Annotated in this window: 21 protein-coding genes; 7 read left to right on the forward strand and 14 right to left on the reverse strand. The window is 38.1% G+C overall.

Annotation, left to right across the window (positions count from 1 at the left end):
* Positions 1–280: 280 nt before the first annotated feature.
* The gene (locus tag JFV29_RS13415) at positions 281–463 is read right to left on the reverse strand and encodes a lysozyme family protein (RefSeq protein WP_446728250.1); all 183 of its coding nucleotides are present in this window, start codon (positions 461–463) and stop codon (positions 281–283) included.
* 189 nt (positions 464–652) lie between these two features.
* Entirely contained in the window at positions 653–2,236 is a 1,584-nt protein-coding gene (locus JFV29_RS13420) for a primase C-terminal domain-containing protein (protein ID WP_201184419.1), read from the reverse strand.
* Positions 2,237–3,196: 960 nt separating this feature from the next.
* Here JFV29_RS13420 and JFV29_RS13425 point away from each other — a divergent pair.
* The 4 genes from JFV29_RS13425 (at position 3,197) to JFV29_RS13440 (ending at position 8,326) form a co-directional block, all read left to right on the forward strand.
* A complete protein-coding gene (locus JFV29_RS13425) occupies positions 3,197–5,014 on the forward strand; it encodes a hypothetical protein (protein WP_201184421.1) in 1,818 nt (605 codons plus the stop codon).
* A 554-nt stretch (positions 5,015–5,568) separates the two neighbouring features.
* Entirely contained in the window at positions 5,569–6,711 is a 1,143-nt protein-coding gene (locus tag JFV29_RS13430) for a ParM/StbA family protein (protein ID WP_057219671.1), read from the forward strand.
* Between the two features lie 6 nt (positions 6,712–6,717).
* The gene (locus JFV29_RS13435) at positions 6,718–7,149 is read left to right on the forward strand and encodes a hypothetical protein (protein WP_201184422.1); all 432 of its coding nucleotides are present in this window, start codon (positions 6,718–6,720) and stop codon (positions 7,147–7,149) included.
* A gap of 493 nt (positions 7,150–7,642) precedes the next feature.
* Complete coding sequence (locus JFV29_RS13440) at positions 7,643–8,326, forward strand: MerR family transcriptional regulator (RefSeq protein ID WP_201184424.1); 684 nt, start codon at positions 7,643–7,645, stop codon at positions 8,324–8,326.
* Between the two features lie 1,448 nt (positions 8,327–9,774).
* Here the strand turns inward: JFV29_RS13440 and JFV29_RS13445 are convergent.
* From JFV29_RS13445 to JFV29_RS13455, 3 genes are all read right to left on the reverse strand, one after another.
* Complete coding sequence (locus JFV29_RS13445) at positions 9,775–10,569, reverse strand: hypothetical protein (RefSeq protein WP_201184425.1); 795 nt, start codon at positions 10,567–10,569, stop codon at positions 9,775–9,777.
* A gap of 1,559 nt (positions 10,570–12,128) precedes the next feature.
* The gene (locus JFV29_RS13450) at positions 12,129–12,752 is read right to left on the reverse strand and encodes a hypothetical protein (RefSeq protein ID WP_201184427.1); all 624 of its coding nucleotides are present in this window, start codon (positions 12,750–12,752) and stop codon (positions 12,129–12,131) included.
* Positions 12,753–13,340: 588 nt separating this feature from the next.
* The gene (locus JFV29_RS13455; RefSeq protein ID WP_274606953.1) at positions 13,341–15,029 is read right to left on the reverse strand and encodes a sigma 54-interacting transcriptional regulator; all 1,689 of its coding nucleotides are present in this window, start codon (positions 15,027–15,029) and stop codon (positions 13,341–13,343) included.
* Positions 15,030–15,260: 231 nt separating this feature from the next.
* Between JFV29_RS13455 and JFV29_RS13460 the strand changes: the two genes are divergently transcribed.
* From JFV29_RS13460 to JFV29_RS13470, 3 genes are read left to right on the forward strand one after another with little or no spacing between them, the layout of a single operon-like run.
* Complete coding sequence (locus JFV29_RS13460) at positions 15,261–16,688, forward strand: aldehyde dehydrogenase family protein (protein ID WP_201184431.1); 1,428 nt, start codon at positions 15,261–15,263, stop codon at positions 16,686–16,688.
* Between the two features lie 13 nt (positions 16,689–16,701).
* A complete protein-coding gene (gene ahlS / locus JFV29_RS13465; RefSeq protein ID WP_201184433.1) occupies positions 16,702–17,550 on the forward strand; it encodes an AhlS family quorum-quenching N-acyl homoserine lactonase in 849 nt (282 codons plus the stop codon).
* Between the two features lie 17 nt (positions 17,551–17,567).
* Positions 17,568–18,749, forward strand: a complete 1,182-nt coding sequence (locus JFV29_RS13470; RefSeq protein ID WP_201184435.1) for an iron-containing alcohol dehydrogenase — start codon at positions 17,568–17,570, stop codon at positions 18,747–18,749.
* 2,035 nt (positions 18,750–20,784) lie between these two features.
* Here JFV29_RS13470 and JFV29_RS13475 read toward each other — a convergent pair.
* The 9 genes from JFV29_RS13475 to JFV29_RS13510 form a co-directional block, all read right to left on the reverse strand.
* A complete protein-coding gene (locus tag JFV29_RS13475) occupies positions 20,785–21,159 on the reverse strand; it encodes a hypothetical protein (protein WP_242485519.1) in 375 nt (124 codons plus the stop codon).
* Between the two features lie 342 nt (positions 21,160–21,501).
* Positions 21,502–22,629 (reverse strand): tyrosine recombinase XerS, encoded by a 1,128-nt coding sequence (xerS, locus tag JFV29_RS13480; RefSeq protein ID WP_201184439.1) that lies wholly within the window; start codon positions 22,627–22,629, stop codon positions 21,502–21,504.
* A gap of 101 nt (positions 22,630–22,730) precedes the next feature.
* Positions 22,731–22,886, reverse strand: coding sequence for a hypothetical protein (locus JFV29_RS13485; RefSeq protein WP_201184440.1), 156 nt, complete (start codon positions 22,884–22,886; stop codon positions 22,731–22,733).
* A 9-nt stretch (positions 22,887–22,895) separates the two neighbouring features.
* Positions 22,896–23,303, reverse strand: a complete 408-nt coding sequence (gene hepT / locus JFV29_RS13490) for a type VII toxin-antitoxin system HepT family RNase toxin (protein WP_201184442.1) — start codon at positions 23,301–23,303, stop codon at positions 22,896–22,898.
* On the reverse strand, positions 23,293–23,700 hold the full coding sequence (mntA, locus tag JFV29_RS13495) for a type VII toxin-antitoxin system MntA family adenylyltransferase antitoxin (protein WP_201184444.1): 408 nt from the start codon (positions 23,698–23,700) through the stop codon (positions 23,293–23,295). The genes hepT and mntA overlap by 11 nt, the downstream gene beginning before the upstream one ends.
* 345 nt (positions 23,701–24,045) lie before the next feature.
* On the reverse strand, positions 24,046–25,059 hold the full coding sequence (locus JFV29_RS13500; RefSeq protein ID WP_201184446.1) for a LacI family DNA-binding transcriptional regulator: 1,014 nt from the start codon (positions 25,057–25,059) through the stop codon (positions 24,046–24,048).
* A gap of 226 nt (positions 25,060–25,285) precedes the next feature.
* On the reverse strand, positions 25,286–25,474 hold the full coding sequence (locus tag JFV29_RS30470; protein ID WP_242486194.1) for a hypothetical protein: 189 nt from the start codon (positions 25,472–25,474) through the stop codon (positions 25,286–25,288).
* A 26-nt stretch (positions 25,475–25,500) separates the two neighbouring features.
* Positions 25,501–25,653, reverse strand: coding sequence for a hypothetical protein (locus tag JFV29_RS30475; protein WP_242485517.1), 153 nt, complete (start codon positions 25,651–25,653; stop codon positions 25,501–25,503).
* A gap of 22 nt (positions 25,654–25,675) precedes the next feature.
* Complete coding sequence (locus tag JFV29_RS13510) at positions 25,676–26,872, reverse strand: MFS transporter (RefSeq protein WP_201184447.1); 1,197 nt, start codon at positions 26,870–26,872, stop codon at positions 25,676–25,678.
* Between the last annotated feature and the right edge of the window lie 90 nt (positions 26,873–26,962).

Below are 26,962 nucleotides of genomic sequence, written 5' to 3' on the forward strand. Positions count from 1 at the left end.
AATAGTGGATATACAAAGCCTACAACCGGGAAAGCTGCGAATGTACACCGATCATTCGCAATAAAACAAAGCCAGATATGTAGGATCGACAAGATATTGTTTCATCATGTTATGTGCTTCTTCTACATCAAAAAATTGCTAACCGTCTCCCACGACAACCACTCTGCCAATTCCACCATTGTAATAGTGCATAACATAGTTCACATAATTCGTAACCTATCCACCCTTCCCTAACAACCACATATTTAAGTGGCTACCTCGTTAGAATATCTCCCACACTCTAATTGTAGCTTTGAAAAGCAAGGTTAATAACATTTTGCTTCATCACTTCCGCAAAATGTTTCACACCAATTTGAATGGAATATTCAAGGTCTCTAATAGTTCCGGACAGACGCCCGATTGATTCGGATGATTGCATGACGTCTAACTGCCGTCCATTCCTGTTGAAGGTATTGTCCTTTATAAGATGCGGTTTGGCATCATTTTAAACCGCAAATAATAAAGACAATCAGTAGCCCACCATGTACGTATATGAATCTATATTATTAATAAAAACTTTAACTCATTGTAAATCTAATAAACGTACATATGTTTGACAATAGTAAAAGAGACGAATTAAGCATGCATTCTTATATAACCAAAGAAGAGGATACTATAGATATGTAATGGCAGACTGGCTTATTAATTTTAGCTGTCTTTTCCCAGGAGGAGAAGCCCCTGAACTATATAGAATATCCACCTCATAAGTAAGGAATTCTGTTTGTAAGGAAGGGGAAATCAGCCTTTGTGGAAATGCATTAGGTTTAGGCAATAGCTCAGAAAATGTCAATTGCGCATATTTAATCCGTTCCTGTCGCTTCTGCAACAAACTCCTGAACATCATCGATCGGCTCGCTAATTGGGTGTATGCGCCCCTCCCCTGACCGACTGAATGCTTGATTACCTTAGTGGAGCGCTTCAAAACTTCTTTTAGCGTTGATACCGCCATCCCGAAGGTTTTGGCAAGCATAGGTAAAGACCCCTCTAAAAACGGCGTTACAGGGCTCGTATGAACCGTCAAATAGGCAAGGATGTCCTCTTCCCTTTCATCATAATGGGAACGGACACGCTCTTCGCGTGGTTTTTTGAATTTATACCAGCCTTCTTTACCTTGGAATTGAACGCGACCGTCTGTCCATAGTTCCAACAATCCATCTACATAGGCGCGTTTTACGCCCTTATATTTACCGGAATATGCGCTCCTCAACGTGCGCTCGAACTCACTTTTCTTCAAAGGATGGTCCAATTGGCTATTAAACTGGTCCAGTTCATCATAGGCTTCTTCCAAAGGGCGGCCACTCGAATAATTGGCAAGGGCAAGCGTCATCAGGGCATTATTACGGCTGGCGCTTTGATATCCTTTTTGGATGCCTGTCGAAAGGATTAGTGCACGATACCAATCTGAAGATGTTTGGTCAAATGCTGAATCGTTTTTATCGTAAACCACCCGAAGGAAGCTCCTTTTTTCCTGTTCTTCGAATTGCTTGGACCAGGCAAGAAGTTCTCTAGTGTTTGCTGGCTCGTCAAAAAAATCCAGGACATTATCTTCCCTTGGGATTCGATAAAAGCCGAAAGGCACACAGTTCTTGTCCACCGGTACATACTTGGAAACGGCTTTACGAATATTGTCGGACAATCGTTCTGCAACTCTCAGAGACTTGTAATCTTGATTTTTATGTATATAAAATGGCGTTTCTAAAATGTAAAAGACCTGGAAACCTCTCGGTGTTTCCAGTAATAGGTTTGGACGAGGCAGCCCCAGCTCCTCACAGCCCAAATAAAGCGCGTACAAATCTACTTCCTTCGTATCGATATCAAAGCCCATGACATTGATCTGCTTCAGATTTTCACGGGTATGACCTTTGATCAGTCGTCTCTTGAAGTCATAGTATGCACCACCGCGATAGGTATTGGGTGTCCAGTGAGTCAATTTTTGATGTTTCTCCTGAAGCGTTTCATATGAGGTGACAACATAGCCTTTTCCTTCTGTGAGGTCGGCTTTCGATGGAGAGACAAAGACAGCGCCCTTCTTGTGTAGATTACTACCTTCCCTTGCCTCATAGGCTGCCAGTCTATCAGAGAGGGCCGTAGAGCCCTTTTTCTTATATAAAAAAAGACTGTTATGTGTCATGAACTGCATGATTTCAACGATTGAAACAACATGGCCTGTTTTATTCCCAATTTCCCTTATCCCCATCTATGTCACCTTCTCCCTTTTGAAGTTATGTAGTTTAATTAGTGGTGCAAAAAACGATCCATGTCGCTGGCAATTTACGACCGTGACCCCAATTCAATCGCTGAAATGATCACAGTTGTCGTACATCTTTTTGCTCCTATCAGTATAGCGAAATCGAATTTTGTAAAATGGTGCTCTCTAAGGGAAATGCACCAAAAAAAAAAGCCCCTTGAAGCTTAGAGCCCCAAGGGGTAAAAAAAAATCACTTTTTTTTTTCTATGCAAGTTCCGCTCAAGTATTGCACCGAAATGAGTCGAAATGTTCCATTTTTGATTAAAGTACGGAATAGAGAAAAACAATGAAAACCTTGTAATGGCAGGGGTTTGAGTTATTTCTCTTCTGATAAATACTACACAGGTTCCGCTCATCTATATAAGAAGGTGGTGCATATCAGATAGACAGGTTCCGCTCAAATTGCAATTTCACAGGAGGGTTCCTATGAATAATGTCTGTACAAAAATGATTGAAAGCTAGATATACCAATGGGTTGATCTAGTATACAGGTTCCGCTCAACTTTCCATTCATGTGTTACAAATGGTGCATTTAAGATTGGTTTATATAGGCAGGTTCCGCTCAAAATCAAAAAAACGGTGCGTTTGGTGCACATCGTTCCATACACCTTTCATTCAATTTGTTACGCAGATGATTTTACGGATATATAGCACGAGATGAATTGGTGCATTCACTCTACATATATTTATTGAACATACCAGTATGATTGCTCTATTTTGAACTGTATTGGTGCTTTTTCTAAAAAAACTGCGGTCTCTGTGTACTAATTGGTGCATTTTGATTACGATAAACCATAAATCCTTGCTATAATAGCAAAAGAGTGGTGCATTATTGCATGAATCTAATAGAATGCACCACGTTTACTAGTTTTATAGAATGCCTTGCATGTACTAGAAAGGATGTTATCGATGAAGTATGAAAACATACCTGATTCTCTGATTTTAAACTATGAACTTTTAAAAATATCAATATACGAAGAAAATAAGACCTTATTTGATGACCGGCGTTATATTCTGGAGAAATGGAAACAGGAAGCCTACCATATGACTGAGGAAGAAGTGAGGAAACAGGCTCCTGGCTATACAATGGGATTGAGTTTTCGCGCCCTCTACTCCTTGTTCACCCAGACGTTATACTTTGAACAACCTATCAGCAAAAACATGATAAAAAAAGCTGTGAACACCTATAAAGACACAATAAAGGTCATTTTAGCCGGACACTTTATCAATGAATTTCCAACGGATGAAATTAAGCGTAGCGTAAACGAAGAAAAAATTGATGAAGCCCTACACCGGGATTACATTTATTCCAGCATGGATATGGATTTTCATTTAATGAGGGACATCGTAACGAAGAAAAAGGACTTCAAAGAAGGGGAGACTGGTCTTTTGGCAACCGAGATAATCGACAACAGAGGAAAGTTCAGAGGGTTGGCTGAACTCCGTCCCCATGAATTACAAACAACCGAGATCACCTCCGATCAACAGGAAATGTGGCTAGAGCTGATTGAATCCACCATCAATTCCTTAGATGAAATGACAGCCGACCTCTTTGATTTAATTACATACTTATGGATGGTGACACCCAAGAGCCCGGACGGATATATCGAATTTCATAGTAATGATGCCCTCCGCCTTCGAAATTTAAAGAAACGGTCTGCACATGGTAGAGAAATTGATTTTCGTGAAGAGGATCGCTTCAATATCATGAAACGGGTGGCTGCCCTTTCAAGCATATGGGTATCTCTTGGTGATGAACAGGTAAAAGTAGTCCAGACACAAGATATCCAGGACAATGAACTGTATGAATTCAAGGACTTTCAAAGGATGTTCGAGATTGGAAAGATGCGAGTTGCCTATGATAAAAAGACGGGGCAGCCAAAAGGGATTTATGCGGTGCAAGTGAAACCCTCCCCTATCTTGACCCCCTACCTGGATGGACCAAACCAATCACTTGGAGTATTGGATCTGAAAGTATTCCAATACAGCCACTTTACTCAAAGGGAACATAAACGATTAACCCGATACTTGAACCTCCAGTGGAAAATCAGGACCCTTAAACGGACTCTGCAGCAGCCCTTTAAAGTGTCCACACTATTGAAAGTGATGGATTTCTCACCCAGGTATAACGGGGTACAAATCAGGGATAAATTCGAAAACGTCTTGGATCAATTGAAGGCGGACAGCGTGATTGAGAGCTGGACCTATAGCGAAGAGATTGACGAAGAACGGGTTGGAAAAAAAGGATGGGTGAACAATTACTGGTCAAAGGTCAATGTTATCATTTTACCGACAGAGATGGTCGTAAGAGAAAATCAAAAAAAACTGATGATCAACTCCAACCGGCTTGTCAATGAAGAAATCCTTGAAAGAATGAACCTTATCGATCAAGAAAACCCTTATTCTCTTTCCCAGAACTTAGAATTAGCTCAAGTTGAATCAGCTGTTTCCAATGATTCAGGATTTATCTTGGATATGCCTTCAGCGACACCTTCTATAGACATCCAACAGTCATTCAATTTTGGAATGGACATGGAAATCAGCTTGTCTCCGGAAACGATGATAGAGACTATGGATTCTCTGAACATGAGCATTAGGAAAACGGCAGAGGAAATTGGCATTGCCCATACTACCCTCTCACGGTATCTCAGGAGAGAAAACAAACGCCAGAATAATAAAAATGACGAAAAGATGCTCGAATGGCTAAAAGAGAAAAAAAAAATATAGTATGATTTTTACACATTGAACAAGTTTGACAAATTCAGATGAAAAAAAGGCCACTGAAAATGTGGCCTTCTTAAATCAACAGCACAAAAAAATGAGCTTTACTACTTTGAAGTAACTCCCCTTTCATAAATAATTATAGAACCGTTGGTAAAACGATGGTCCGTTGACGAAAAGAACACCACGGATTATTGTTCTTTTAATAATCATTAAATCTGCTCTATTAGAAGATTGTTAAATTAAACTCTCCCTCATTTCCTGTTTCAATTATACTGTCCCATTTGTCGAGCAAAATCTAACTCAACAAGACATGGACTATTATTTATCCCTAATAGCCAAAAAATACCAGTTCTTTAAACCCTCTTCGTTTTTGAGCAGCATGATTGAAAATAAAACTACATTTCCCACCTTATCTTAAGACGTCTTCTTTATTAGAATTAATTAAATGATAAGTGTATGCAATTTGCATGCACCCTTGACTTTTGTATGCAAATTGCATACAATTGCAAGGAATGTAGAATAAAAATCCAAAAATACCAAGGAGGAATCTTACTAATATGGCTAGATTCGTATCAATCGATATAGGTAATGATGCAGTTAAAGGATTTTTGGGAGACCTTGAAACCCGCCTTTACATACCGAATGTTATTGCAAATGTACAAGACCGAGAAATCGTAGAAATGGAAAAGAACCCTCTGAATGCCTTGCATGTAGAAATCACTTCTTCTGCGTTAAAAAATAAAAATGGCAGTTTTGCGGTAGGAAAATTGGCATCCAAATATCCTAATAACGATGAATTGACTCCAGACCAAGATAAAGCTGATAGCGATCAGCCCGTTATCATGCTATTAACATCCCTTGCCTATGATGCTGTCGGGCAGTTCACAGAAGAAGATGGCGTGATCGAGGCTTCTTATTATTTATCTACCGGGCTGCCTCTGGACGAAACTAAACAAGGCAAAGCCAAAGAATTCAGAAAGAAACTGAAAAGTTCACAGCATGAGGTAAAATTCCTGAAAACACCATCTTTGGAAGGTAAAATCGTCCGGATTAAATTTGAACAAGTTCTGGTCAACACGGAAGGTTTCGCGGCATTCGTTGATTTAACAACAAACAATGATGGATCCACCAAAAATGAGGATTTGATAGGAAAAACCCTCTTAATCAATGATATCGGTGGCCTTTCTACAGATTCTGCTATCATTTCAGCTGAAGCAGAGGTTGATAACGAATACAGTAACGGTATCAAGAAAGGTGTTTCTACCTATCTTGATAACATCATTCGCAAAGTGTATACCAAATTCAAATACACGATTAAAAGCCGTCGGACCCTGGTCGAAATCATTACAAATGAGCAACCTGAAGAACAATATCATATCTGGGTAAATGGAAATCGGGTTTCCATCAAGGACATCATCGATGAGGAACTATCCGTTCTTGCAAAAGAGGAATATAAATTGATCAAGGATATGTGGCGGAATGTCCCAGATACCCGACTTGCTTATCAAATTGGCGGTGGTTCGCTTGTATTGAAGCCCTACCTATCTGAATTGAATCAATCTGAAAAGAACTACCCTCTTCGCTTTGTATCTGAAGATGATAGCATTTGGATGATTACCCGTGCATATTTCAAGATATTGTTGATGTATTTGCAAAGTAAAGGGATTTCCACACAAAAACAAGCCCTAATCAAAGAGTGATTTTCCATGACTGAACGCTTTGAACCTGGAAAAACGGTCTCTTTTCGCTTGCCACCTGATACCCCTTTACATGTTGTAGACTATCTAACCCAAAAGAAGAATGAATTGGGCCGGAAATTTAGCAGCGAAATTGCTCCTATTTTTGTTGAGGCCGTTTCGCAAAAAGCCCTGGGTAATGCAGATAATGCGCAAATCTCCATTACCCTACCCGAGGGTTTAACTGCCGATCAAAAAGAATGGGTGAAGCACCCCAATACGAAGGCATTGATCAGTCAGCTTCTTTATCAGGTAGTGACAAAGCCTACTACCCCACTAAATTTCGATCAGCAACTTCTTACAGATCCAGTGGAGGAAAAAAAGCCTGTTTTCAAGACCAATGCCATGATTCAGAGCTTTGCCCAGAAAACATTCTTGAATTTCGACGAAGAAGACGATTAACCCCCATCCATAGATGGGGGTTTTTAAAGTCACATTCAAATTACTTTACAGAAAATCCTAAACAATATGCTAGGTCCCGCCCAACCCTCTAACTAATATAGAGGAATAACAGGACGGGATGTCTAATACTAAGAACAACGCTATTTTTATGCACCACTTATGGTCAACACTCCATAAATAGTCTACACAAATCAATAATCCGTTCACTTTTTGTGGTCTATATATAGTATGTAGTCTACAATTGGAGTGAAAAGTTTTGGTTTAGAATACATGAATCATTTTATTCAACTCATTTTGTTTTAACTTCTTTATTCTTTATATTAAAATAGAGAGTATGATGAAGTTATTAGTGGACCATATATAGATTGTTCTCTAACATTTATGTACATGTTGTACACAATATGTACTCCACTAAACACATATGGAACACAAATTACGATTTTTTATAGAAATACATAAACCATTGCACCTAAAAATAGGGGAGGGTTAATACATGAAAGAAAATAGGCATTGGAGAATAAGCGATTTTGTAGAAGAGCTGAACAAAGTATTCGATAATCAACATGTACATATCAATACGGTTGATGGCTGGTTTAAACGTTTGGAAAAGAGCAGCATTCATTACATCAATCGAACGATGGAAACGAAAGAGAAGATATACGATGATTTGGATTTGAAAATAGCAATATTCATCAAAAAAAGAAGGGGGGAGAAATGGGCGCTTTCCGCCATATCAAGAGATCTCCCCAATCACTTTGAATTACGCCCGTTTCCCGTAAAAGAGGACAAACCTGCACCACATGTAGACGATATAGAGAGCATAAAAAAGCAGATATCCGAGGAAGTTAGAAGAACCTATGAAGAGTTGGCTGCCAGCCAAATTGAAGAGCTGAAAAATCAATATAAACAATTAATCACAAGCCTACCCAAGCCACCGTCAACAGAAGAAAAAAAGAATCAAAGCTTTCAAGCCATGGTGATTCAAAGGAAAATTGAGAGCTCATTGGAAGAAGAAGCGAACCAGGCTTGGACCAGGTTACCTGACGATCAGCGCCTGAAGCGAATTGGATTTTTCAGAAAAGACATCGATTTGGAGAAAAAGGACAAATTTGTCCGAGATTATATCAATGAGAATTTCGTAGACCGGTTAAAAAAAGAAATGGAACTAGACAAGTAAAGGATGGAAGGACATTAAAGATTGAATACTTTAATCCCTATATTGAAAGAATGAGGGGACATTGAAGGGATAATTATATACAATTAATAGTACGTATTAATGATAGTACTCACTTTCAGACACTATATCTTTTTTATCAGTAAAACATTCGATGATTCTTGCATTTAATATGAAACTCTCTTGGTATACTATGGATTTCTATCTTTAAAATCAAATAAACTTTTCAAAAGTCATCTATCAGGAATCTAACTTCCTAATAGATGACTTTTTTGTTAAGTGAAGTTGATTTTGAGGTTAGATTATGGCCCTTATTAAATCAAGGAATTACGGGCTCAACACGGGTTTATTAGGCTTACTTGTCTCTGGGCTACACAGCAATTTTATTATGTTTAGAAAGGTTATTACAATTTACAGAAGCAAAATCAAATGTTACATATTATCACAAATAATTATCAAAAAAGAACAGCCTAAACGTAAAGGGAGCTCATTTCATTCTACTAACTTTTAATAATTGATATTTTTAAGAGGAAACCAGTACATATTTTTTTGCGTGTTTAAGATGGTCTTTGAACGATTTTATAAAGTTAGAACGATTTAAACGGCTTTCTCGGTGTTTAAATTTTTTCAATCACCGATTCAGTCAGGATAAACTAAGGGTGTAAATTGCCGAGGTATTGGCCCGTTTTATTACAACTTTTCTTTAGCAAATCAACCAACTTCATTGGTTTGAAAAACGTATTTTAATCTATGTATAATTGTGCCCTGTTATTTATAAGGGATGAGTTGTCGATCTTGGCATGTTGGATATGTCAATCTATTATAGGTTTCCATTTTGAAACGGGTTAATAAATCAACATGTAGAGGATAAATTGTGTTTTACTTTAAGCAAAATGAAAAAGGGGGAAGATATGAAGAAAGAAAAAGCTGATTTTCTTGGAAGTTAATAGGCTTTTAAATCGGGTTGAAAAACAGCAAACCAAACACAAGTCACCGTCTATACCTCTGATAAAAAGGCTATGTAGTCCTGGAAAGAATGAATAAAGAAAGGAATAAAAGTATAAGGAAATACTGATATCACTGTTTCACTATAAATGGGCTGACGTGGGACATACAACATTGATAGGGTGGGCTTATGGGGACTCGCATTTTTTTAAAGTTTACTGACATAGGACACCTACTTAGCATAAAAAAGAAGATATTTGATGAGATCATTGGCTATTGTTCAATATCCCTTTTATGTCCCTATAGTGGGCTGATGTTTGACAAAGCGTGAATCACAAAGGGAATTTGATTAAAAATCAAAAAATTAATAGAAAAGTCCTTGTATATGTTTAAAGTTGGCAGCCGTTTCAACTAATAACATAGCATAAAGGATTGTTACATAAAAAAGCTGGCAGTAACGGGATTCAAGCACAGTCGAACTGAAAAACGGGAGCCTTGCCATGACCTTAAGGCCCTATACGATTTACAGTAAGTGATGCGGAGAAATAAAAAACAGAACCGGATACAAACGACGGAACTACTGTTATGCTATCGCCTATAACTAAAGGAACTTGGAACGTTTTTCCGGTTGTGATGATAGTATTGAAGATATCGTTGCCGAATATTGTAAATCGCGAACCGGGCATAATTACATTATTACTTCTAATATCAAATTGTACTACTCCCTCAAAAGTTGATATTAACACGTCTGCGCTTATTTCATATACTCCACCGATCAGTATAATTACTGAATCTGTTGCTGGATTTGCTAGCACATTTAAAACTGGACCAGGGAAGTCAAAATCCATAGCAACTTCTTCTTTAGCTAATTTACCATCATCATCACTTGAATATAATGACCCAAATGCAGGGGTTACGCCGGGTCCTTGAGCACCTTGAGCTCCTTGAACACCTTGAACACCTTGAGCTCCTTGAGGTCCTTGAGCACCTTGGGCTCCTTGAGCTCCTTGAGCACCTTGAAGTCCTTGAAGTCCTTGAGCTCCTTGAGCTCCTTGAACACCTTGAGGTCCTTGAACACCTTGAGGACCTTGAGGTGCTTGAGCAGGTACGTTTACAATCACTTTAACGTTTTGCTCTGCCTTTTGTTCTTGTTTAGATTCGCATTTACATTTACTATGTCCACAATCCTTACATTTTTTATGATTGCATTTACATTTACTATGTCCGCAATCCTTACATTTTTTATGATTGCATTTACATTTACTATGTCCGCAATCCTTACATTTTTTATCCTTAGCCAAATTAATTCCCCCCTTTATAAACTCTGAGATATTATATGAATCTGGTTTTATACTAGATTGGACACCCATAGAAAACTCTTAAAGAAAAAGTTTGTTTTCCACCAATTCTTCTTCAAGTCGAAAAGGATATTCCCTTTTTTATATCAATTCATAAGATGTGCGCTGTTGTAAGTACCTTTTGTAAAAATAAAAGTGTAAATTGCCAAGAGATTTGTCCGTTTTATACAACTTTGCTTTAGCAAATCAACCAACTTCTTTGGTTCAAAAAACGCAGATTTTATTCTATGTAAAATTGCGCCCTGTTTATATAAGGGATGAGCTGTCGATCATCGCATGTTGGATACGTGTATTCTATTAATAGGTTTCCATTTTGAAACGGTTTAATAAATCAACATGTGAGGATTTATTAAATTGTGTTTTTAATTTAAGTCAAGATGAAAAGAGGAGTGAAGATAGAAAAAGCTAATTTTCTTGAAGTTAATAAGCAGTTAAATCGGGTTGAAAAACAGCATCAAGAGCTTCAGCAAAACAAAAACACGTCACCGTCTATACTTCTAATAAAAAGGCTATGAAATTCTGGAAAGAATGAATAAAGAAAGGAAGAGGATAAGGAAAAACTGATATCACCGAGGGTGATATCTAGGCAAAACCTATGTTTTAACGATATCAACATTTCACTATAAATGGGATGACGTGTGACTTACAACATTCAGGGTGGGCTTATGTGGGACTCACATTTTGTTGGAGTAGAGAGTAGGTTATATGTATAAATGGAGTAAACGGGCTGGGCAAGAATTAGTAAGTAAGAGAGAGTGGGGAGGAAGAGTGTAGTAAAGGTAAGGAATTGGGAGAGATGAGGTAATTAACGTGGTTAGATGAGGCTGCGTGTTTTATTTATTGGAGGCTGTTAATTTTGGTGGGGATAGTTGATCCGGTTTTTCTGAAGGAAATGGGGAGATGGTTGGACAGTGAATAAAAGGGTCGTTTTCTTATTCTTTTTTTAGAGAGGTGTTAAAAATCCATTGTTAAACCAATTTAATGGTCTATCTCATTTGTTTGAATTTTTTTGAGTATTTTTTCAATGAGTCGAAAAGTAAGGACGCTAAAAGGGGCTCTTAAGGGGATTTAAAAGCCTTAGTCTTTGCTGTTTATTTATTCCTTATCCAAGTCAAGTGTGTAAAAACAATAAAGTGAACAATAGTTGTGGGTTTTTTCTTCAGTATGCCGATATCCTTCGTGGCCTTGTAAAACCAATAACCAAACGTTTTTCGTAAAGTATAGTTGCCGGCATGTTCGACGCCAGCACTCTCTGCAGCTTAATTAACTGCCGATAGGCCTAAGTAGGGGTAAGGGGTTGTTCTCTCTTCCTGGACGACTGGAATAAATAGGGGTCTATACTTTTTAAGCATAGTCATAGACCCTGGAAGCAATTCGGGATATACATGTCGAGATTTTTTTTGCGTTTTGCCTTCACCAGGAGAATCTTGTGTTGTTTTTCTTTTAGTCCCAGTATCTGTTTGATGGTCTGACGAAGAGTCTAGCAGTACGTAAACGTACTGCTATTTCAGTTTATCCAGCCACCCATTGATTGATTGCGATAAATTGCTGGTCCCGATTTTCATTTCATCCACTATGAACGAGGTAATCGCGCTCCAGGATATCTGTTCCTCATATGGATTGTTCTTATTGACGAATGTCATGACCTGTTTCAGCTCCCTCATTCTACCTTCATCCACGTGTTTGCTTAAAAAAATCCGGACATACTCATTGATGAAATCCGAGTTTTTCACACTGGCGTCCAGCAGCAAGGCAACAGCCGTCGTCGGTGTGACATCCAACGCGTAGCCTAGGGTCCTAATGTTCTCAAAAGATCGTTGGGAAAACCGCATGGTGATTCGTTCCTTCTGTCCGGCTGGAATTTCACTCTTGATTGAGGCATTAGCTAAGTCTCCTCTATATAACGTTTGATCCAACCAAATCTGGCGACGGAAATAGACGGACATATGCTCCATGACCTTCTTCGAAACGACACCCGCCTCGCAAATATCCACACACACATCCTTAACCGGTGTATTCGTGATATAGGAAATCCGGTAGATGCATTCCTTTAGCGTAACCGGAATTGTTGGCCTGACATCTCGTTTTTTATCCGATCGGGTGGATCTCAACTTTTCTTTTAACATCCTTTTTCCCTCCAAATCTCATTTTATAGTTAGGACACTGTCATTTAGTCCCCGGCTAATTCTATTTATATGAGAGTGGCTGGGGAAGCATGTATAACTTTTGAAAAGCCTGTCCAAGATGAATAAAAAGACAATCGGGAGGAGAACCGTCTATGAAAAAAGAGGACGCAGCTGCGTTGGCAAAAAAAATGATTGATAATGCAAACATCTATCATTTGCCGTTGAAAAAAGGGAATAAGAAAAAATAATCTCATTTATCCAAAGTCATATTACTTTTTTTCGGAGATAAATGGCCTATAAATCTAGGACAATGTCAGGGTGTCCTAGATTTATAGGCTATTCTAATAATATATTTTACCGAGGTTTATGGTATAAGATATAATTTCATATCCCTAATATATTTTCATTAATTATCCCCATTATTGATTTCCTTTTCTCTTATTATTCAAAAGTTGCCTACCTTGGTATAGGGGAAGGAATCTAAACTCTGATTATTATAGAATGTAGGATTATGAAATAATCCTACATTCTATAATAATCAGAGTTTATAGTTTTAAAAACTATCCCAGTCAATGGTATGAAAGGTGATCAAGCTCTAGGAGGAATTGTCATATTCCACTTTTTAATTTTTTTCACAAGGGTTGAGTGATCGACACCTAAATATTCAGCTGCTTTTCTTATCGAAGGTTTCTTTTGTAGAGCTTCGATAATCATTCTTTTTTCAAACTGTTCCATTCTTAGTTTTAAGGTATGAGCTGATTCTGAGTAGCTATGAATGCTGAAATGTGGGGGGAGATCCACGGGCTCAATCGTAAACGATGGGACTGAAACAATCATACTCTCAACTAAATTCCGTAATTCTCTCACATTCCCTGGCCAATGATAGCTTTGTAAAATATGTTTTGTTTCAGATGATACATGCTTTTCGACATTATATAATTTACAAAAATATGCAAAGAAGTGATCAAGTAAGATTTCAACATCTTCTGGTCGCTGACTTAATGGAGGAATAGATAATTCAATAACTTGTAGTCGATAATACAAATCTTCACGAAATTCGCCTTTTCTCACTAATTCTTGTAGATTCCTATTAGTTGCCGAAATAATTCTAATGTCTAATTGCTTTACTTTGCTTCCACCGAGTCTTTGAATTCTTTTCTCTTGTAGGACACGAAGTAATTTGACTTGCAAGGAAAAGGGCAGTTCGCCCACTTCATCCAGCAAAACTGTTCCTTTGTCTGCAAGCTCAAGGAGGCCGACTTTACCTTCCTGCCTCGCCCCGGTAAACGCTCCTTTTTCATATCCGAATAGTTCAGACTCTAATAGCTGTTCAGGGATAGCACCGCAATTTACTTTAATAAACGGCTTATCTTTTCGATCACTTAATTGGTGAACTAAATTGGCAATAACCTCTTTTCCAGCTCCTGAAGGGCCAGAAAGTAAAACACTTGTTGGGAACGAAGCAATTTGTTTTACTTTCTCGATTATTTCCCTCATTTGACTACTTTGAAATATTACCTTTTCATCCGTTCCGTCGGAGGAAAAGGTGTAACGATTTGGGCTCATTTCTAAAAAACTTTTTGCCTTTTTTAACTCATTTGTCAGGTCATTTAACTGAGTAATGTCTCTGACACTTGTGACGACCATATGAATGTTGCCTTCCTCATCGAAAACGGGATTTCCTGTTACCATGACATCTTTATGTTGACCAATTTGTTGCAGAATAGATATCCGCTTTTTTTCCCGTAAGACAAGGAGTGAGACGGATTGGTCAAAATGACCTTGTTTCACTAAATCGCTCATTCTATGACCTATGAGCTCTTCCCTTTGGAACCCTGACATTTCCTCGTAGGTCGAATTGACAATAAGTGTCAATCCTTCTTTATCAACGACATAAAGGCCGTCTGTGGAAAATTCGATGATTTTTTCCATTTGACTTAAGAGGGAGCGATACTGTTCCATTTGAGATATATCTTGAATAACACATACAGCTCCAATCAACTTGTCACCCTGATATAAGGGGGTCTGGTTAACCATACAATGTAACCCTGCAATGGTCATGTTCACTCCAATTGTACTTTCACCACTTTGAAGAAAGTGAGAGATTTGTAGATTAGGTTCAAACTCGCGAACATCTTTACCGATGTAGTCTTGATGATCATAATTTAATAACTTTTGTGCCGAAGCATTCATTAACAGAACTTTTTCATTATGGTCCACAAGAATGACCCCATTTGACATGGATGAGAAAATGCTTTCTAAAATATCTTTGTTCAGGGGAACATCAGCCTCCTTCCAAGCATGGTGAATATAATCACCATCTGGTGAATTATTTCACCACCTTTAAAAGCCTATTGCTACTACAACCGCCTCTATTGTGGTGAATTTTATCACCATTATCAGATTTCGACAATGAATAAACATCTGTAAAATACAGCATTCCGGATGTTGGCACGGTTCTTGCATTAAAATATTTTGTAATTTTTAAAAAGTTTAAGGAGGCGCTGAATGGAGACGAAAGGTTTATTCATTAATGGTAAATGGGAAACAAAAGATAGAACCTATGCACTTCATTCCCCATATAGTGGAGATGTTATAGGTAACATTAGTATGGCAGACGAAGTTGATGTCAAAAAGGCTTTTGAAGGGGCACAGGCGGCTTATGAAACGATGAAAGAGATGCCTGCCTATAAGCGATCAGAGATTTTATTTGAGGTTGTTCAAATCCTTCATGAACGAAGGGAAGAGTTAGCTCACGTTTTGGTGCTTGAGGCTGGTAAGCCTATTCGAGCAGCACGTGGAGAGATAGACCGGACCATCGCTACATACCAATTTGCAGCAGAAGAGGCGAAACGTATTTACGGGGAAACCATTCCTATGGATGCCGCGCCTGGTGGTGAAAATCGACTAGGGTTTACCTGGAGGGAACCATTAGGTGTTGTGGTGGCCATTAGCCCATTTAATTTCCCTTTCAATCTCGTCGCCCATAAATTAGGACCAGCCTTTGCCGCCGGAAACACAGTTGTCTTGAAGCCTGCAGAACAAACACCTTTAAGTGCGTATTTGATTGCTGAGATCTTCCAGCAAGCCGGACTTCCAGACGGTGCTCTTCAAGTGATTACAGGAGATGGAAGAGAACTCAGTGATGCTCTTATTACAGACGAAAGAGTCAAAAAAGTGACGTTCACAGGAAGTGTTGGGGTAGGCAAGCTGATTAAGGAAAAGGCAGGTTTGCGAAAAGTTACGTTAGAACTAGGTTCCAATTCTGGGTTAATTGTTGAACCAGACGTACCTTTAGAAAAAATTATTCCCCGATGCGTAGAAGGTGCATTTGCTTTTGCAGGTCAAGTTTGTATTTCGCTGCAAAGAATTTATGTTCATGAATCCATTTATGAGGCATTTAGTAAGCACTTTATAGAACAGGCAAAACAATTAACAATCGGTGATCCGATGGAAGAAACAACCGATATAAGTGCAATGATTAATCGTAAAGAAATGGACCGAATCGAGTCATGGGTCAAGGAAGCAATTGAGCAAGGCGCTAAAATTGGTCTAGGTGGGAAACGTGAAGGGTCCGTATTCACACCAACGGTTTTACTGAATGTCACAAATGATATGGCTGTTTCTTGCCAAGAAACATTTGCTCCAGTTGTTTCAATCGTTCCCTATAATGAGTTCGATGAAGCAATTAATATGGTCAATGATTCCATGTATGGACTGAATGTGGCCATCTATACCCAAAATATCATGAATGCATTGAATGCTGCCAAAAGGCTAGAGTCCGGTGGCGTCATTATTAATGATATCCCAACATTTAGACTGGATCATATGCCTTATGGTGGTATTAAAGACAGTGGTTACGGACGTGAAGGTATTAAATATGCAGTTGAAGAAATGACCGAATTAAAATTCGTTACAATAAAAACAACTTTTTAAGGAGGAGTGCACTATGGTTCATATTGTTAAGCCTAACCCGAAACTTTATGTAATGGACAACGGTCGTATGAGTATGGATAAAAACTGGATGATTGCAATGCATAATCCAGCGACAGTAAGCAATCCGAATGCACAAACTGAATTTGTAGAGTTCCCTGTCTATACTGTTCTTATTGACCATCCGGCAGGTAAAATCCTATTCGATACTGCTTGTAACCCTAACTCTATGGGACCAGAAGGCAGATGGGGAAAAGCAACTCAACAAATGTTTCCAATTGATATGGGAGAGGAATGCTATCTTCATAATCGCCTAGAGGAGCTAAAGGTAAGACCCGAAGATATTAAATACGTAGTAGCATCCCATCTTCATCTTGACCATGCTGGATGCTTAGAGTTATTTACGAATGCTACGATTATTGTTCATGAAGATGAGCTAAACGGTGCGCTTCAAACGTATGCTAGAAACGAAAAAGAGGGTGCTTATATCTGGGGAGATATTGATGCCTGGATAAAAAATAACCTTCAATGGAAAACAGTAAAACGCAGTGAAGACAATCTTGAATTAGCAGAAGGAATTAATATCCTAAATTTCGGAAGTGGACATGCATGGGGAATGCTGGGGCTTCAAATCAATATGCCAGAAACCGGTGGGATTATTCTAGCTTCTGACGCTATCTATACAGCTGAAAGCTTTGGGCCGCCCATTCAGCCACCTGGTATTATCTATGATTCTCTTGGATATTCCAATGCAGTTGAAAAAATACGGAGAATAGCCAATCAAACAAATTCCCAAGTATGGTTTGGGCATGATGCTAATCAATTTAAAACATTCCGTAAATCCAATGAAGGCTATTACGAGTAAGAGAGAAGGGGATATCTATGAATATTGCAAAGTTAGTTTTTACTCCGTTAACTTATACAGGGTGGGGAGCTTTGAGGCAATTGTTACCTGAAGTTGAGAAATATTCACCAAAGAAAATTCTTGTCGTTACAGATCCAATGCTAGCGAAGATTGGTCTAACGGAGCGTATAACAGCTCCACTTGAAGAGCAAGGCTATTCTGTCACTTTATACACTGATGTAATCCCTGAACCACCTGTAGAAACAGGAGAGAAGCTTGTTGCCTTTACTCGAACAGGTGAGTTTGAAATGGTTATTGGTGTCGGTGGAGGAAGTGCACTCGATTTAGCAAAATTAGCAGCAGTTTTGGCTGGCCATGAAGGATCTGCAGCTGATTACTTAAATTTAACTGGTACAAAAAGTATAGAGAAGAGGGGATTACCTAAAATCCTCATTCCTACTACGTCTGGAACAGGCTCAGAAGTAACGAATATCTCTGTTCTGTCCTTAGAAACGACAAAAGATGTTGTTACACACGATTATCTACTCGCAGATGTTGCGATTGTTGACCCAGAGCTGACTGTATCTGTTCCGTCAAAAGTAACAGCAGCAACAGGAATTGATGCACTAACTCACGCAGTAGAAGCCTATATTTCAGTAAATGCAAGCCCGACGACTGACGGTTTAGCTCTTCAAGCGATTCGCTTAATTGGACGATCCCTTCGCAAGGCGGTAGAGGACGGAAGTGACAAGCAAGCACGGATTGACATGAGTAATGGAAGTTATATAGCTGGCCTTGCATTCTTTAACGCTGGAGTAGCTGGTGTGCATGCATTAGCTTATCCACTAGGAGGACAATTCCATATCTCTCACGGTGAATCAAATGCGGTCCTTTTACCTTATGTAATGGCCTATATTCGTAAAAGCTGCACAAAGAAGATGGCGGATATTTTGAATGCATTAGGTGGAAATTCAACCTACTTATCTGAAGAACAAGCTTCATACAAATGCGTAGAAGAACTCGAGAGACTTGTGAAAGATGTTGGTATCCCACCTACTTTATCTGGTTTTGATGTACCGGAATCAGCTGTAGAGAGCCTAACCCAAGATGGCGTGAAGCAAACGAGAATCTTGGCTAGAAGCCCTCTACCTTTATTAGAAGACGATATTAGAAAAATCTATCAATCTGCTTTTGATGGGACGGCCGTAGAGCCTAATTAATTGAAGATGTACCAAAACAACACCCAGCTGCAGCTTGAGTGTTGTTTTGGTTTCTAGGAATTTAAAATGCACCTTCTTAAGCAAGTACCAAAATATTAAAAGTAAATCTTGAATCAAAAGGTCCCCACCGAAAAAACCATAAAATCGACCTACGTTCTGTTTCCTTCAGCTAATGAATTATTTCACGTAGTAGACATGGAACATGACTGGTTTTCACATCAGATACAAAGAGGCATAAAGACAGCAACGTTCTTCTTCACGAATACATTGCGGTCTTTTCATGTTTATAGGCCTCGTGTCACACTAAAACATTTATCTACATTGTTCTATTTTTATAAAAAGTCGTGTGCCCCTTTAATGGCTGGGTAACAAAACCTGAATAAAGTATGACCTAGTCTAGTGAATTTTAAGCACTTACTCAGAGTTTTAATAAATGTTCTACATTTTTGAAAATTAGGTGTTTTCATCCAATCCAATTAATACTAGGTTCATAAGATACAGTAATATTTGTTAAAAGGAGGATACCAAATTGCCTAAGGGTAAAAAATGTAAGGATTGTGGACATAGAAAATGCCAATGCAACGGACAAAAGGTAGTGCAAAACATTGTAGTGAATGTAAACTCACCTGAAAAAAATTAAGGATTGCGACATAGTAAATGTAAATACAAATGCAAATGAACATTGAAGTGGATGAAAAAACCCTACCTTCTGGGACAACAGAAGCCACGGGTGCAACCGGGGCTACAAGAAACTTAAATTATGCCTTTTCATAAGCTGCAAGCATATCTTCGTCTACTCCTATAATAACATTGAGCAATGTAGAAGCCCCAATTAAAATCCTCACCATCACTATCACTCAAAATGCTGTGGTTGAATTACGTGGTCTGATAGGGTAGAGTTTCGCCGACGTTCAATAATCTTGTGATGATTTGGAGGATCGAAACGATGCCCCCCAGAAATCATGTGAATTGTATTTAAAGTAAATGGAAAAAAACACGTTTGCAAGTTTAACGAGGAGCTTTTAGTGTGCTTTTAGTCATTATTTAAACAAAATTGGCCACAGTTAATGTAAGTACAGCTTTGAGCCCTAAAAACTTTCGAATTTTGGTACAAAGATTACAAGCAGTTGAACGAGGCATATAGATTCCAATTGGAATCTATATGCAGTAATTTCGAAAAGTTTATGAATGAACCTCCAGAAATAATGGATTTAGCTGTGTGCATAAAGAGTTTTAATCGTAACTAACCCGAAGATCTTGTTCCACTATGCTATTCATAATGGATATATCGATTGAATCAAGAGGGTGTAAGGAGGGAATCCTCTTTGTGTTAAAAGAAATATCTAATTTACATAAGACTTATTCTAGGTAGTACTATGGATGAAATAATGTATCAAAATGAAAAGTATTCTTCAAATATTGAGACAGAACAGAAATATTCACGGTAAACGATGGGAATCGAAGCACATTAGTATCCTGACGATGGAGTCCTTATTTTTTTGTTTCTTGGTAGTATATTCATATGAGGACGAGCATGCGAGGGCACATGCTAACAAAAATACCAAAATAGTTATTTTGGATTTTATAATGGCCTCTAAAGAGATGCTCTTTTTCAGAGCCTACTGTCCGGTCTAAAATGGTTCTCCTGACCCTATGGTGATGTCAAAGTTTAATCAACCAATCGCGTTGTATCATTTTCGTAGAATGAAAATAAAATAAATTATGGAACAAAATCTAGTGATTTTGGATTCTACCTTCTCTTAACCAAACAAGTAAAGCCTTAGTTCTACATCACCAAGAATATTCTTTATTTGTTATTATCATTTATGCCCGTCCAAATTCACTTAAAATATCAGCCAATCAGTCTGATACTGTGATTAATTTAAATGGAATTCAAATCAGGTGAATCGTTAAATATAAAATAAATATCAAAAAAATTGGATCATACCTATAAATCTAGGGTTTACTAATCCTTCATTACATAGTTTTTGCTAAACATTTCGTTCTATAAATATATACTTTTCGCGAGTATGTTTTATTTCAATTTCAATTTAGCTAAGTCATGTTGTAAAACATTATTTCCTTCTTGCGGATTAAACACAACATCATTAAGTCCAAAAACATTTGTAACAACATCTTTGTCATCCGGATGGATTATTCTTACTTCATAAGCAAAAGTCGTAACGGGAAGAGCTGTTGATCTAAAAGTTACATATTGATTAGGGGCTAGTGTTTGTGAAGCCGGATCTACCATTGGTAATAAAACAGGAGAACCTGATGACCAGTCAAACATTTGAACGGTTACTGTACGAAAGTCATCTGGATCAACATTCATGGCTTCAACAGTGAGAAATAAAGTAGCAGAGTGTCTTCTTAATACACCGGTTGATAGAATATCATTATGACTCATATTAAATCCCTCTCTCATTTTCAAATTTGGACAAGTAGTCTCGTAATATATAATGTCTCAAAAAGAAAATTGACACGGACAAAAGTGGAATCGATTTACAAACATTCACAGAGAGAACTCCTCACTAGCACCAAGACTACTATCGGAGGTTTAACAATGAGAAGTTATTTGAATAATTGGGCTTCAAGAAATTAACAAAGGACCGTACTGAGATAGTAGACGGTTAGTCATTCAGTGAGATGGAAACTAGTATTAGACATTAAGGTTGAATACACCTCTCTCAAAGTTTGCACTCCATACTAAAAAAGAGAAGACTAGAAAATCTTCTCTTTTTTCCATCATTTAATCCTTATCACTATAATTAGTTCTGCGCTCTCCCAACTGTTCTGCAGCCTTTTTGGCCTTTTCCTGTTCAGGGTTTGTATAAAGGGCTGCTGTAGTGGTTGAAGTATGACCAAGCTGAGTCATCAGCAAATGGATATCCCCTGATTGCTCCATTAAGTTTGTGCCGTAAGTATGTCTTAGTTTGTGTGGGGACATGGATTTATTGGACTTAAAGGCCTTCGTGTATTTCTTTACAAGAGCCTCGATGGCACGGTTGGAAATAGGGGTTGCTCCATCATTCACCTTAGTCAAGAATACATATGCCGTATCATCGTTTGACCCCTTATAGCGCTCTTGTCGTACAGCCAGGTAATCTTTAATGTCCTGCATGGATGGAGGAGAGACAGCTACGACATCCTTTTTTCCGCCCTTACGTAAAACATGTATTTGTTTTTCCTCAAAATCCAAGTCTCGTAACCTTAAGTTAGATAATTCGTTTACCCGAATCCCGCTTCCTAGGAAGAGGGATAAAATCGCAAAATCTCGTTCCTTGTCTCTTTTAAAATAGATTAGTTTCCTAGATTTTTCAGGTAGTTCCTTTTCATAGTCATGCTTAACAAAATCAAGGAATCTAGCATCGTCATTGTTGTGAAAAATCTTAGTCGATATTCTGGAAGCGCGCGCCCCTAATGTTTCTTTCACTTTGTTCACTTCAATCTTAAGCATGACATTTCGATAGAAGTAAGGTTCACCTTCATCATTTTCTGTTTGAGTCGTTAAATACTTGAAAAGGGATCGTAATGCTGAAATTTTCCGATTTACGGATACCCTTTCAGCCTTTTTCGTTTCTTCCTTATTGATGGGAATATTTCGCCGTTCCAAAAACTTTATAAAAGACTGAGCTTCTACTAATTTCAATTTTTCCAACACTGAAAGAGGGATATCTTTAATAAGTTTCTGTTCAGCAATACCTTCTGCCATCAACCACTCTAAAAATAATTTATAGTCAAGAACATAATTCAAGAGAGTGGAAGGGGATCGAGTATCCAGTTTATTATCGACATATTCAGCGATGTAGAATGGCATGGACTTAACCAGCTGTTCCAATTTTTGTTCATGAACTTGATGTTGTCTGGTATTGGCCATACGGTAGCTCCTTTGTTAAAATTTATCATTTTTGCGTAAAATACAATTTTTACGTATAAATGGATGTGAAAAGAACGTGAAATCATTTTTAAAAATCCGGCTTATCTAACGGGGACTTTGACATAACCATATCCACCAGGGTATTTGATATTAGATCCGCTATAGCTTTCAACCGCTTCTCTAGATTCAAAAACTTCACGTACCGTTGTTGCTTCGTCATTCGTATTAATATGATAGTCTCGAATTTTGTATCTCATCGAACCCCCTTAATTAAAAGATAGAATTTGTTTTGTATAATCCGTAAAATCACCGAGGTGGTTATCGACGATCTTTTCCAAGATGTCTAAATTAAGGGTTTGATAATCATGTACTGCAATGTTTCGAAATCCAACCATAGCTTTAAGGCGTTTGGCTATGTTTTCGTCGATAATCGAGTGAGTTTGCAGCATATCAAAGGCATCCCTACTGGTCTGAGGCAATCCAAGACGCTGTTCAGCTACTATATGCATGGCCAAGTCGATAGAGGATTCACATGCACGTTGTATATTGAGGATAATGGAATCCTGTTTCGTATAATCTTTTAAGTTTTTTGGGTCGTTCGCATAAACATCCTTAACGCGGTTGATACAGCGTTCAATAACACTGATTTTGTTTAAAATCACATCATTTTTCATAAATAGACCCGCTTTCACCTATTTTTTTTAAGATATTTTCGCGTTCCTCGTTCAATTTTGCGTACATGCTAAGGGCAGTCATTTGATTGTTTTTAAGTATTGTTTCATCCTTTGAATAAATAACCGTACCGGTAGTATAAATTTGTGCTTTGAAAACAGTTGACGCTGTACGAAGATTAACCAAATCAACTTCAATTTTTAAGTTATCCGCTAAATCTTGAGCGAGTCTGAATATTTCATATGTAGTAAGTGACTGATTCTCACAATAGAATGCCACATCAATGTCACTCTCTTTATGTGTAGAGTTTTTAGCATAAGAACCAAAAACAATAATGAAAGTCGGCTTGATTTTGCTTATTAGGAAATCTTGAATTGCTTGAAACATTTCTGTTTTCATAAGGCACGCTCCCTAATGATTATAAGAATATTATACCAAACATCTTTCTTATATCCAACTATTCGTAAAATCAAGATTTTACGAATAGTTGGATCAATGTTCCCCTTTTTCTCATAACAAAAGTAGGCACAGGTTTACGAAGACAAAAAAGCCATCATTTAGACAGTAAATCTAGGAGAAAAAATTGAAACCGACCTAGATTCATAGGTTTAATATATTCTATCGAGGTTTATGGTGTATGGTATAGACATCGATAATTTTTCCTCTTTAATTTATTTGGGACCAAAAAAGGCTACCCATAAAGGAAGCCCTTAATTTTATGGCAAAAGTATCTGTCAAAACATTTTAGGCATTTATGCTTTTCTCCATTTTGGAACCACATGATTCCCGAATGATTAACTCATCCTTCAGAACAAATTTTTTCTTTTCAACCGTTCCGCCTTTCATTAAGGTCAACAATAAATTCGTCGCTTTTTTTCCTATTTCATATTTAGGCTGATCAATGGTCGTAATATGAGGACTAAAAATCGAGGCTATCTTCAAGTTATCAAAACCCACGACTGCAATATCTTCCGGAACGCTTAATCCATGATCTTGTATCGCTTTAACGGCTCCCAGGGCCATCTCGTCATTAAAGACAAACACTGCTTCCGGCCGGTTTTTCAGCGATAATAGTTTCACCATCTGGTCATAACCAGAGTCGATGCCGTAATCCCCTTCTTGGATAAATTCCGGGTTGACCTTTAATTGATGATTCATCATTGCCTGCTTAAATCCTCCCAGACGATCCCGGCTAAGGATGATGTTCATGGGTCCGGTAATATGGGCAATTTGTGTATGTCCTAGCTTAATTAAATGTTCTGTTACTTTTCTAGCACTACTAACGTTGTCAATCGAGACAGTCGGAATATCCAGCCCATCAACGTATTCACACGCCAGCACAATCGGAAATTGATTTGAAAGGTTTTCCAAGCTCTCTTTATTCATTCTTGCCGTTAGTAGCAGTGCTCCGTCCGCCTGCTTTTTGTACAGCAAATCAATGTATTCTTTTTCCCGTTCGATATCATTTTCCGTATCTCCCAAAATAACCTGATAGCCATTTTCAACAGCTGTATGCTCAATGCCTCGAAGCACTTCGGAAAAAAAGGGCCTTGTGATATCCGGAACAACAACTAGAATAATCTTTGTCTCTTTCGTTCTAAACTGACTGGCAATCATGTGAGGTTTATAATTCATCTCTTCAATCACCTGCAGCACTTTTTGTTTTGTATCTTCGCTGACTAAATCTGGCTGTCTGAGCACTCTTGAAACGGTTGCAGGAGATACGTTGGCCAATTTCGCCACATCGCTCATTTTCATATTCTAATCTCCACCTGCCTATTTTATCTATTTATCATTTTCATTAAGTCTATTATAAATTAATTTAGACATTATGTTTAAATATCTAATTATCTCGGAGCGTTTCTTTCAAAACATTTATAGATTTTTTCACGCCTGTTAATGGGTTCATTGTTAAATCTTCCATTTCGAGAACAATCGGTCCTTCATAACCTATCATTTTAATGATAGTAAAAAACTCTTTCTACTAGCCAATGTCATGCCCATTTCTGAGCGCAACGTAATTCCATGTCCGGTCGCCGAAGCGCTCCATTGGTTTAACATCAATCAATCCCTCGACACCATATATTCCTCTTTCTAACCGGACATCTTTCGCGTGAACATGATACACCGCGCTTCCTAATTCTCTTAGAGCAGAAATGGGGTCACCGCCCATCTAAAATAAATGACTCAGGTCAAAATTCATGCCGACCATGCCTCCAAATTGATATGTGGAGCTTTCGACCAATTGCCGAACCCTAACTCCAGCGCTTTAATCCCCAAATCCACACATGTATCAAGAATCTCTTCAAATGGCATGTAACCCAAAATATCTGTGACTATACCAATCTTCATCAGTTAATGCTCCACTTCTGCTTTATCCATTCAATTTCAATTTTTGTTCATTTAATGTACTTTCATTGTGATTCCATACAATAATAAAAAACACTGCGACGACAGCTAATAATCCCGAGAAATAAAACCCTGCTGAAATCCCGAGATATGAATTCAAAAGTCCAGCAATAAAAGGACCTGCAAACATCCCGAGCGCATAGATTGCTTGATATGCCCCCATAGCTGTCGCTCTTCTTTCAAGGGGAATCGACTCCACCGCCATTCCTAAAAACAATGGAAAAAGAATGCCTAATGAGAACCCATTCAATCCTTGAAACAAACAAAGCATCCCTTTTGTATCAATAAATGGCGTACAGAATGTAAAAATGGCTGTAAGACCGAATGCTAGTTTCAGTAACTTCCATTGACCGAATAGAGGTACAAATATTTTCCCGCTAAATAAGGTGGCAATGGCATGAGGAATCATAAATGAAAAGATAATAATGCCTATATCACTCGTTTGCAGTCCGATTTTTAACGCATACGTCGGGGTGAAACCAAACATTGTCGTAAAAATAATGCTATGCGCCAAAATCGATAGAAATGAAACTTTTAAAAGCACCGGTTCACGCATAACAGATACCAGTTCCTTCAATTTCACCGGCTCTCTTTGAACCCTTTCTTTCGTTTCGAAAATAAAAAGTGAAAGGACGATACCAGCTAAACCGATAGTTCCGCCAATCCAAAACGGCGCGTGCCACCCCCATTCATCAACGATATATCCGCTGACCATCATTCCAAGAAGCTGTGCTGTAACCACAGCAAACGAGATACTGCCCATAGCGCGGTGAAGGTCACGTTCAGCAAAATAACTAGAAAATAAAATAGTAAACGCTACCCACGTTGCTGCGGCAACACCCGCTAGCGAGCGGGATAATAGGATCCACCCTAAACTATCAGTCAATGCAAATGTCATGCAGCTCAACGTACTGACAACCATTCCAAAGATGATAAAAGGCTTTCTTACTTTTACAAGATCAGAAAATATGCCAAATGGAAGCCTGAAGAGAAATTGCATTAGTCCATAACTACCTAATACAATGCCGATAAATGTATAATCTCCTCCCATTGATTCAAGGTAAGGCGATAAAATAGGAACATAAATAAAATGTGAAAACCAAAAGACAAAAGAAAGTACTAAAAATAAAAACCTATTTGGGACTGTATGTAACGTATTCAATGCAACATCACTTCCACTTTATGCAAAATCATTTTAATCGATATTTCTGAACATGGCATATACAAAAAGGTGCCCGCAACGGTAATTGGG

This window comes from Peribacillus sp. TH16, assembly GCF_016651095.1.
Lineage (GTDB): Bacteria > Bacillota > Bacilli > Bacillales > DSM-1321 > Peribacillus > Peribacillus butanolivorans.

What these genes read in the sequence shown, in the direction of transcription:
- JFV29_RS13420 (WP_201184419.1), bottom strand. Translation starts at nt 2,236, where the DNA reads ATGGGGATAAGGGAAATTGGGAATAAAACAGGCCATGTTGTTTCAATC.
- JFV29_RS13425 (WP_201184421.1), top strand. Translation starts at nt 3,197, where the DNA reads ATGAAGTATGAAAACATACCTGATTCTCTGATTTTAAACTATGAACTT.
- JFV29_RS13430 (WP_057219671.1), top strand. Translation starts at nt 5,569, where the DNA reads ATGGCTAGATTCGTATCAATCGATATAGGTAATGATGCAGTTAAAGGA.
- JFV29_RS13435 (WP_201184422.1), top strand. Translation starts at nt 6,718, where the DNA reads ATGACTGAACGCTTTGAACCTGGAAAAACGGTCTCTTTTCGCTTGCCA.
- JFV29_RS13440 (WP_201184424.1), top strand. Translation starts at nt 7,643, where the DNA reads ATGAAAGAAAATAGGCATTGGAGAATAAGCGATTTTGTAGAAGAGCTG.
- JFV29_RS13450 (WP_201184427.1), bottom strand. Translation starts at nt 12,752, where the DNA reads ATGTTAAAAGAAAAGTTGAGATCCACCCGATCGGATAAAAAACGAGAT.
- JFV29_RS13460 (WP_201184431.1), top strand. Translation starts at nt 15,261, where the DNA reads ATGGAGACGAAAGGTTTATTCATTAATGGTAAATGGGAAACAAAAGAT.
- ahlS (WP_201184433.1), top strand. Translation starts at nt 16,702, where the DNA reads ATGGTTCATATTGTTAAGCCTAACCCGAAACTTTATGTAATGGACAAC.
- JFV29_RS13470 (WP_201184435.1), top strand. Translation starts at nt 17,568, where the DNA reads ATGAATATTGCAAAGTTAGTTTTTACTCCGTTAACTTATACAGGGTGG.
- JFV29_RS13475 (WP_242485519.1), bottom strand. Translation starts at nt 21,159, where the DNA reads ATGAGTCATAATGATATTCTATCAACCGGTGTATTAAGAAGACACTCT.
- xerS (WP_201184439.1), bottom strand. Translation starts at nt 22,629, where the DNA reads ATGGCCAATACCAGACAACATCAAGTTCATGAACAAAAATTGGAACAG.
- JFV29_RS13485 (WP_201184440.1), bottom strand. Translation starts at nt 22,886, where the DNA reads ATGAGATACAAAATTCGAGACTATCATATTAATACGAATGACGAAGCA.
- hepT (WP_201184442.1), bottom strand. Translation starts at nt 23,303, where the DNA reads ATGAAAAATGATGTGATTTTAAACAAAATCAGTGTTATTGAACGCTGT.
- mntA (WP_201184444.1), bottom strand. Translation starts at nt 23,700, where the DNA reads ATGAAAACAGAAATGTTTCAAGCAATTCAAGATTTCCTAATAAGCAAA.
- JFV29_RS13500 (WP_201184446.1), bottom strand. Translation starts at nt 25,059, where the DNA reads ATGAAAATGAGCGATGTGGCGAAATTGGCCAACGTATCTCCTGCAACC.
- JFV29_RS30470 (WP_242486194.1), bottom strand. Translation starts at nt 25,474, where the DNA reads ATGGGCGGTGACCCCATTTCTGCTCTAAGAGAATTAGGAAGCGCGGTG.
- JFV29_RS30475 (WP_242485517.1), bottom strand. Translation starts at nt 25,653, where the DNA reads ATGAAGATTGGTATAGTCACAGATATTTTGGGTTACATGCCATTTGAA.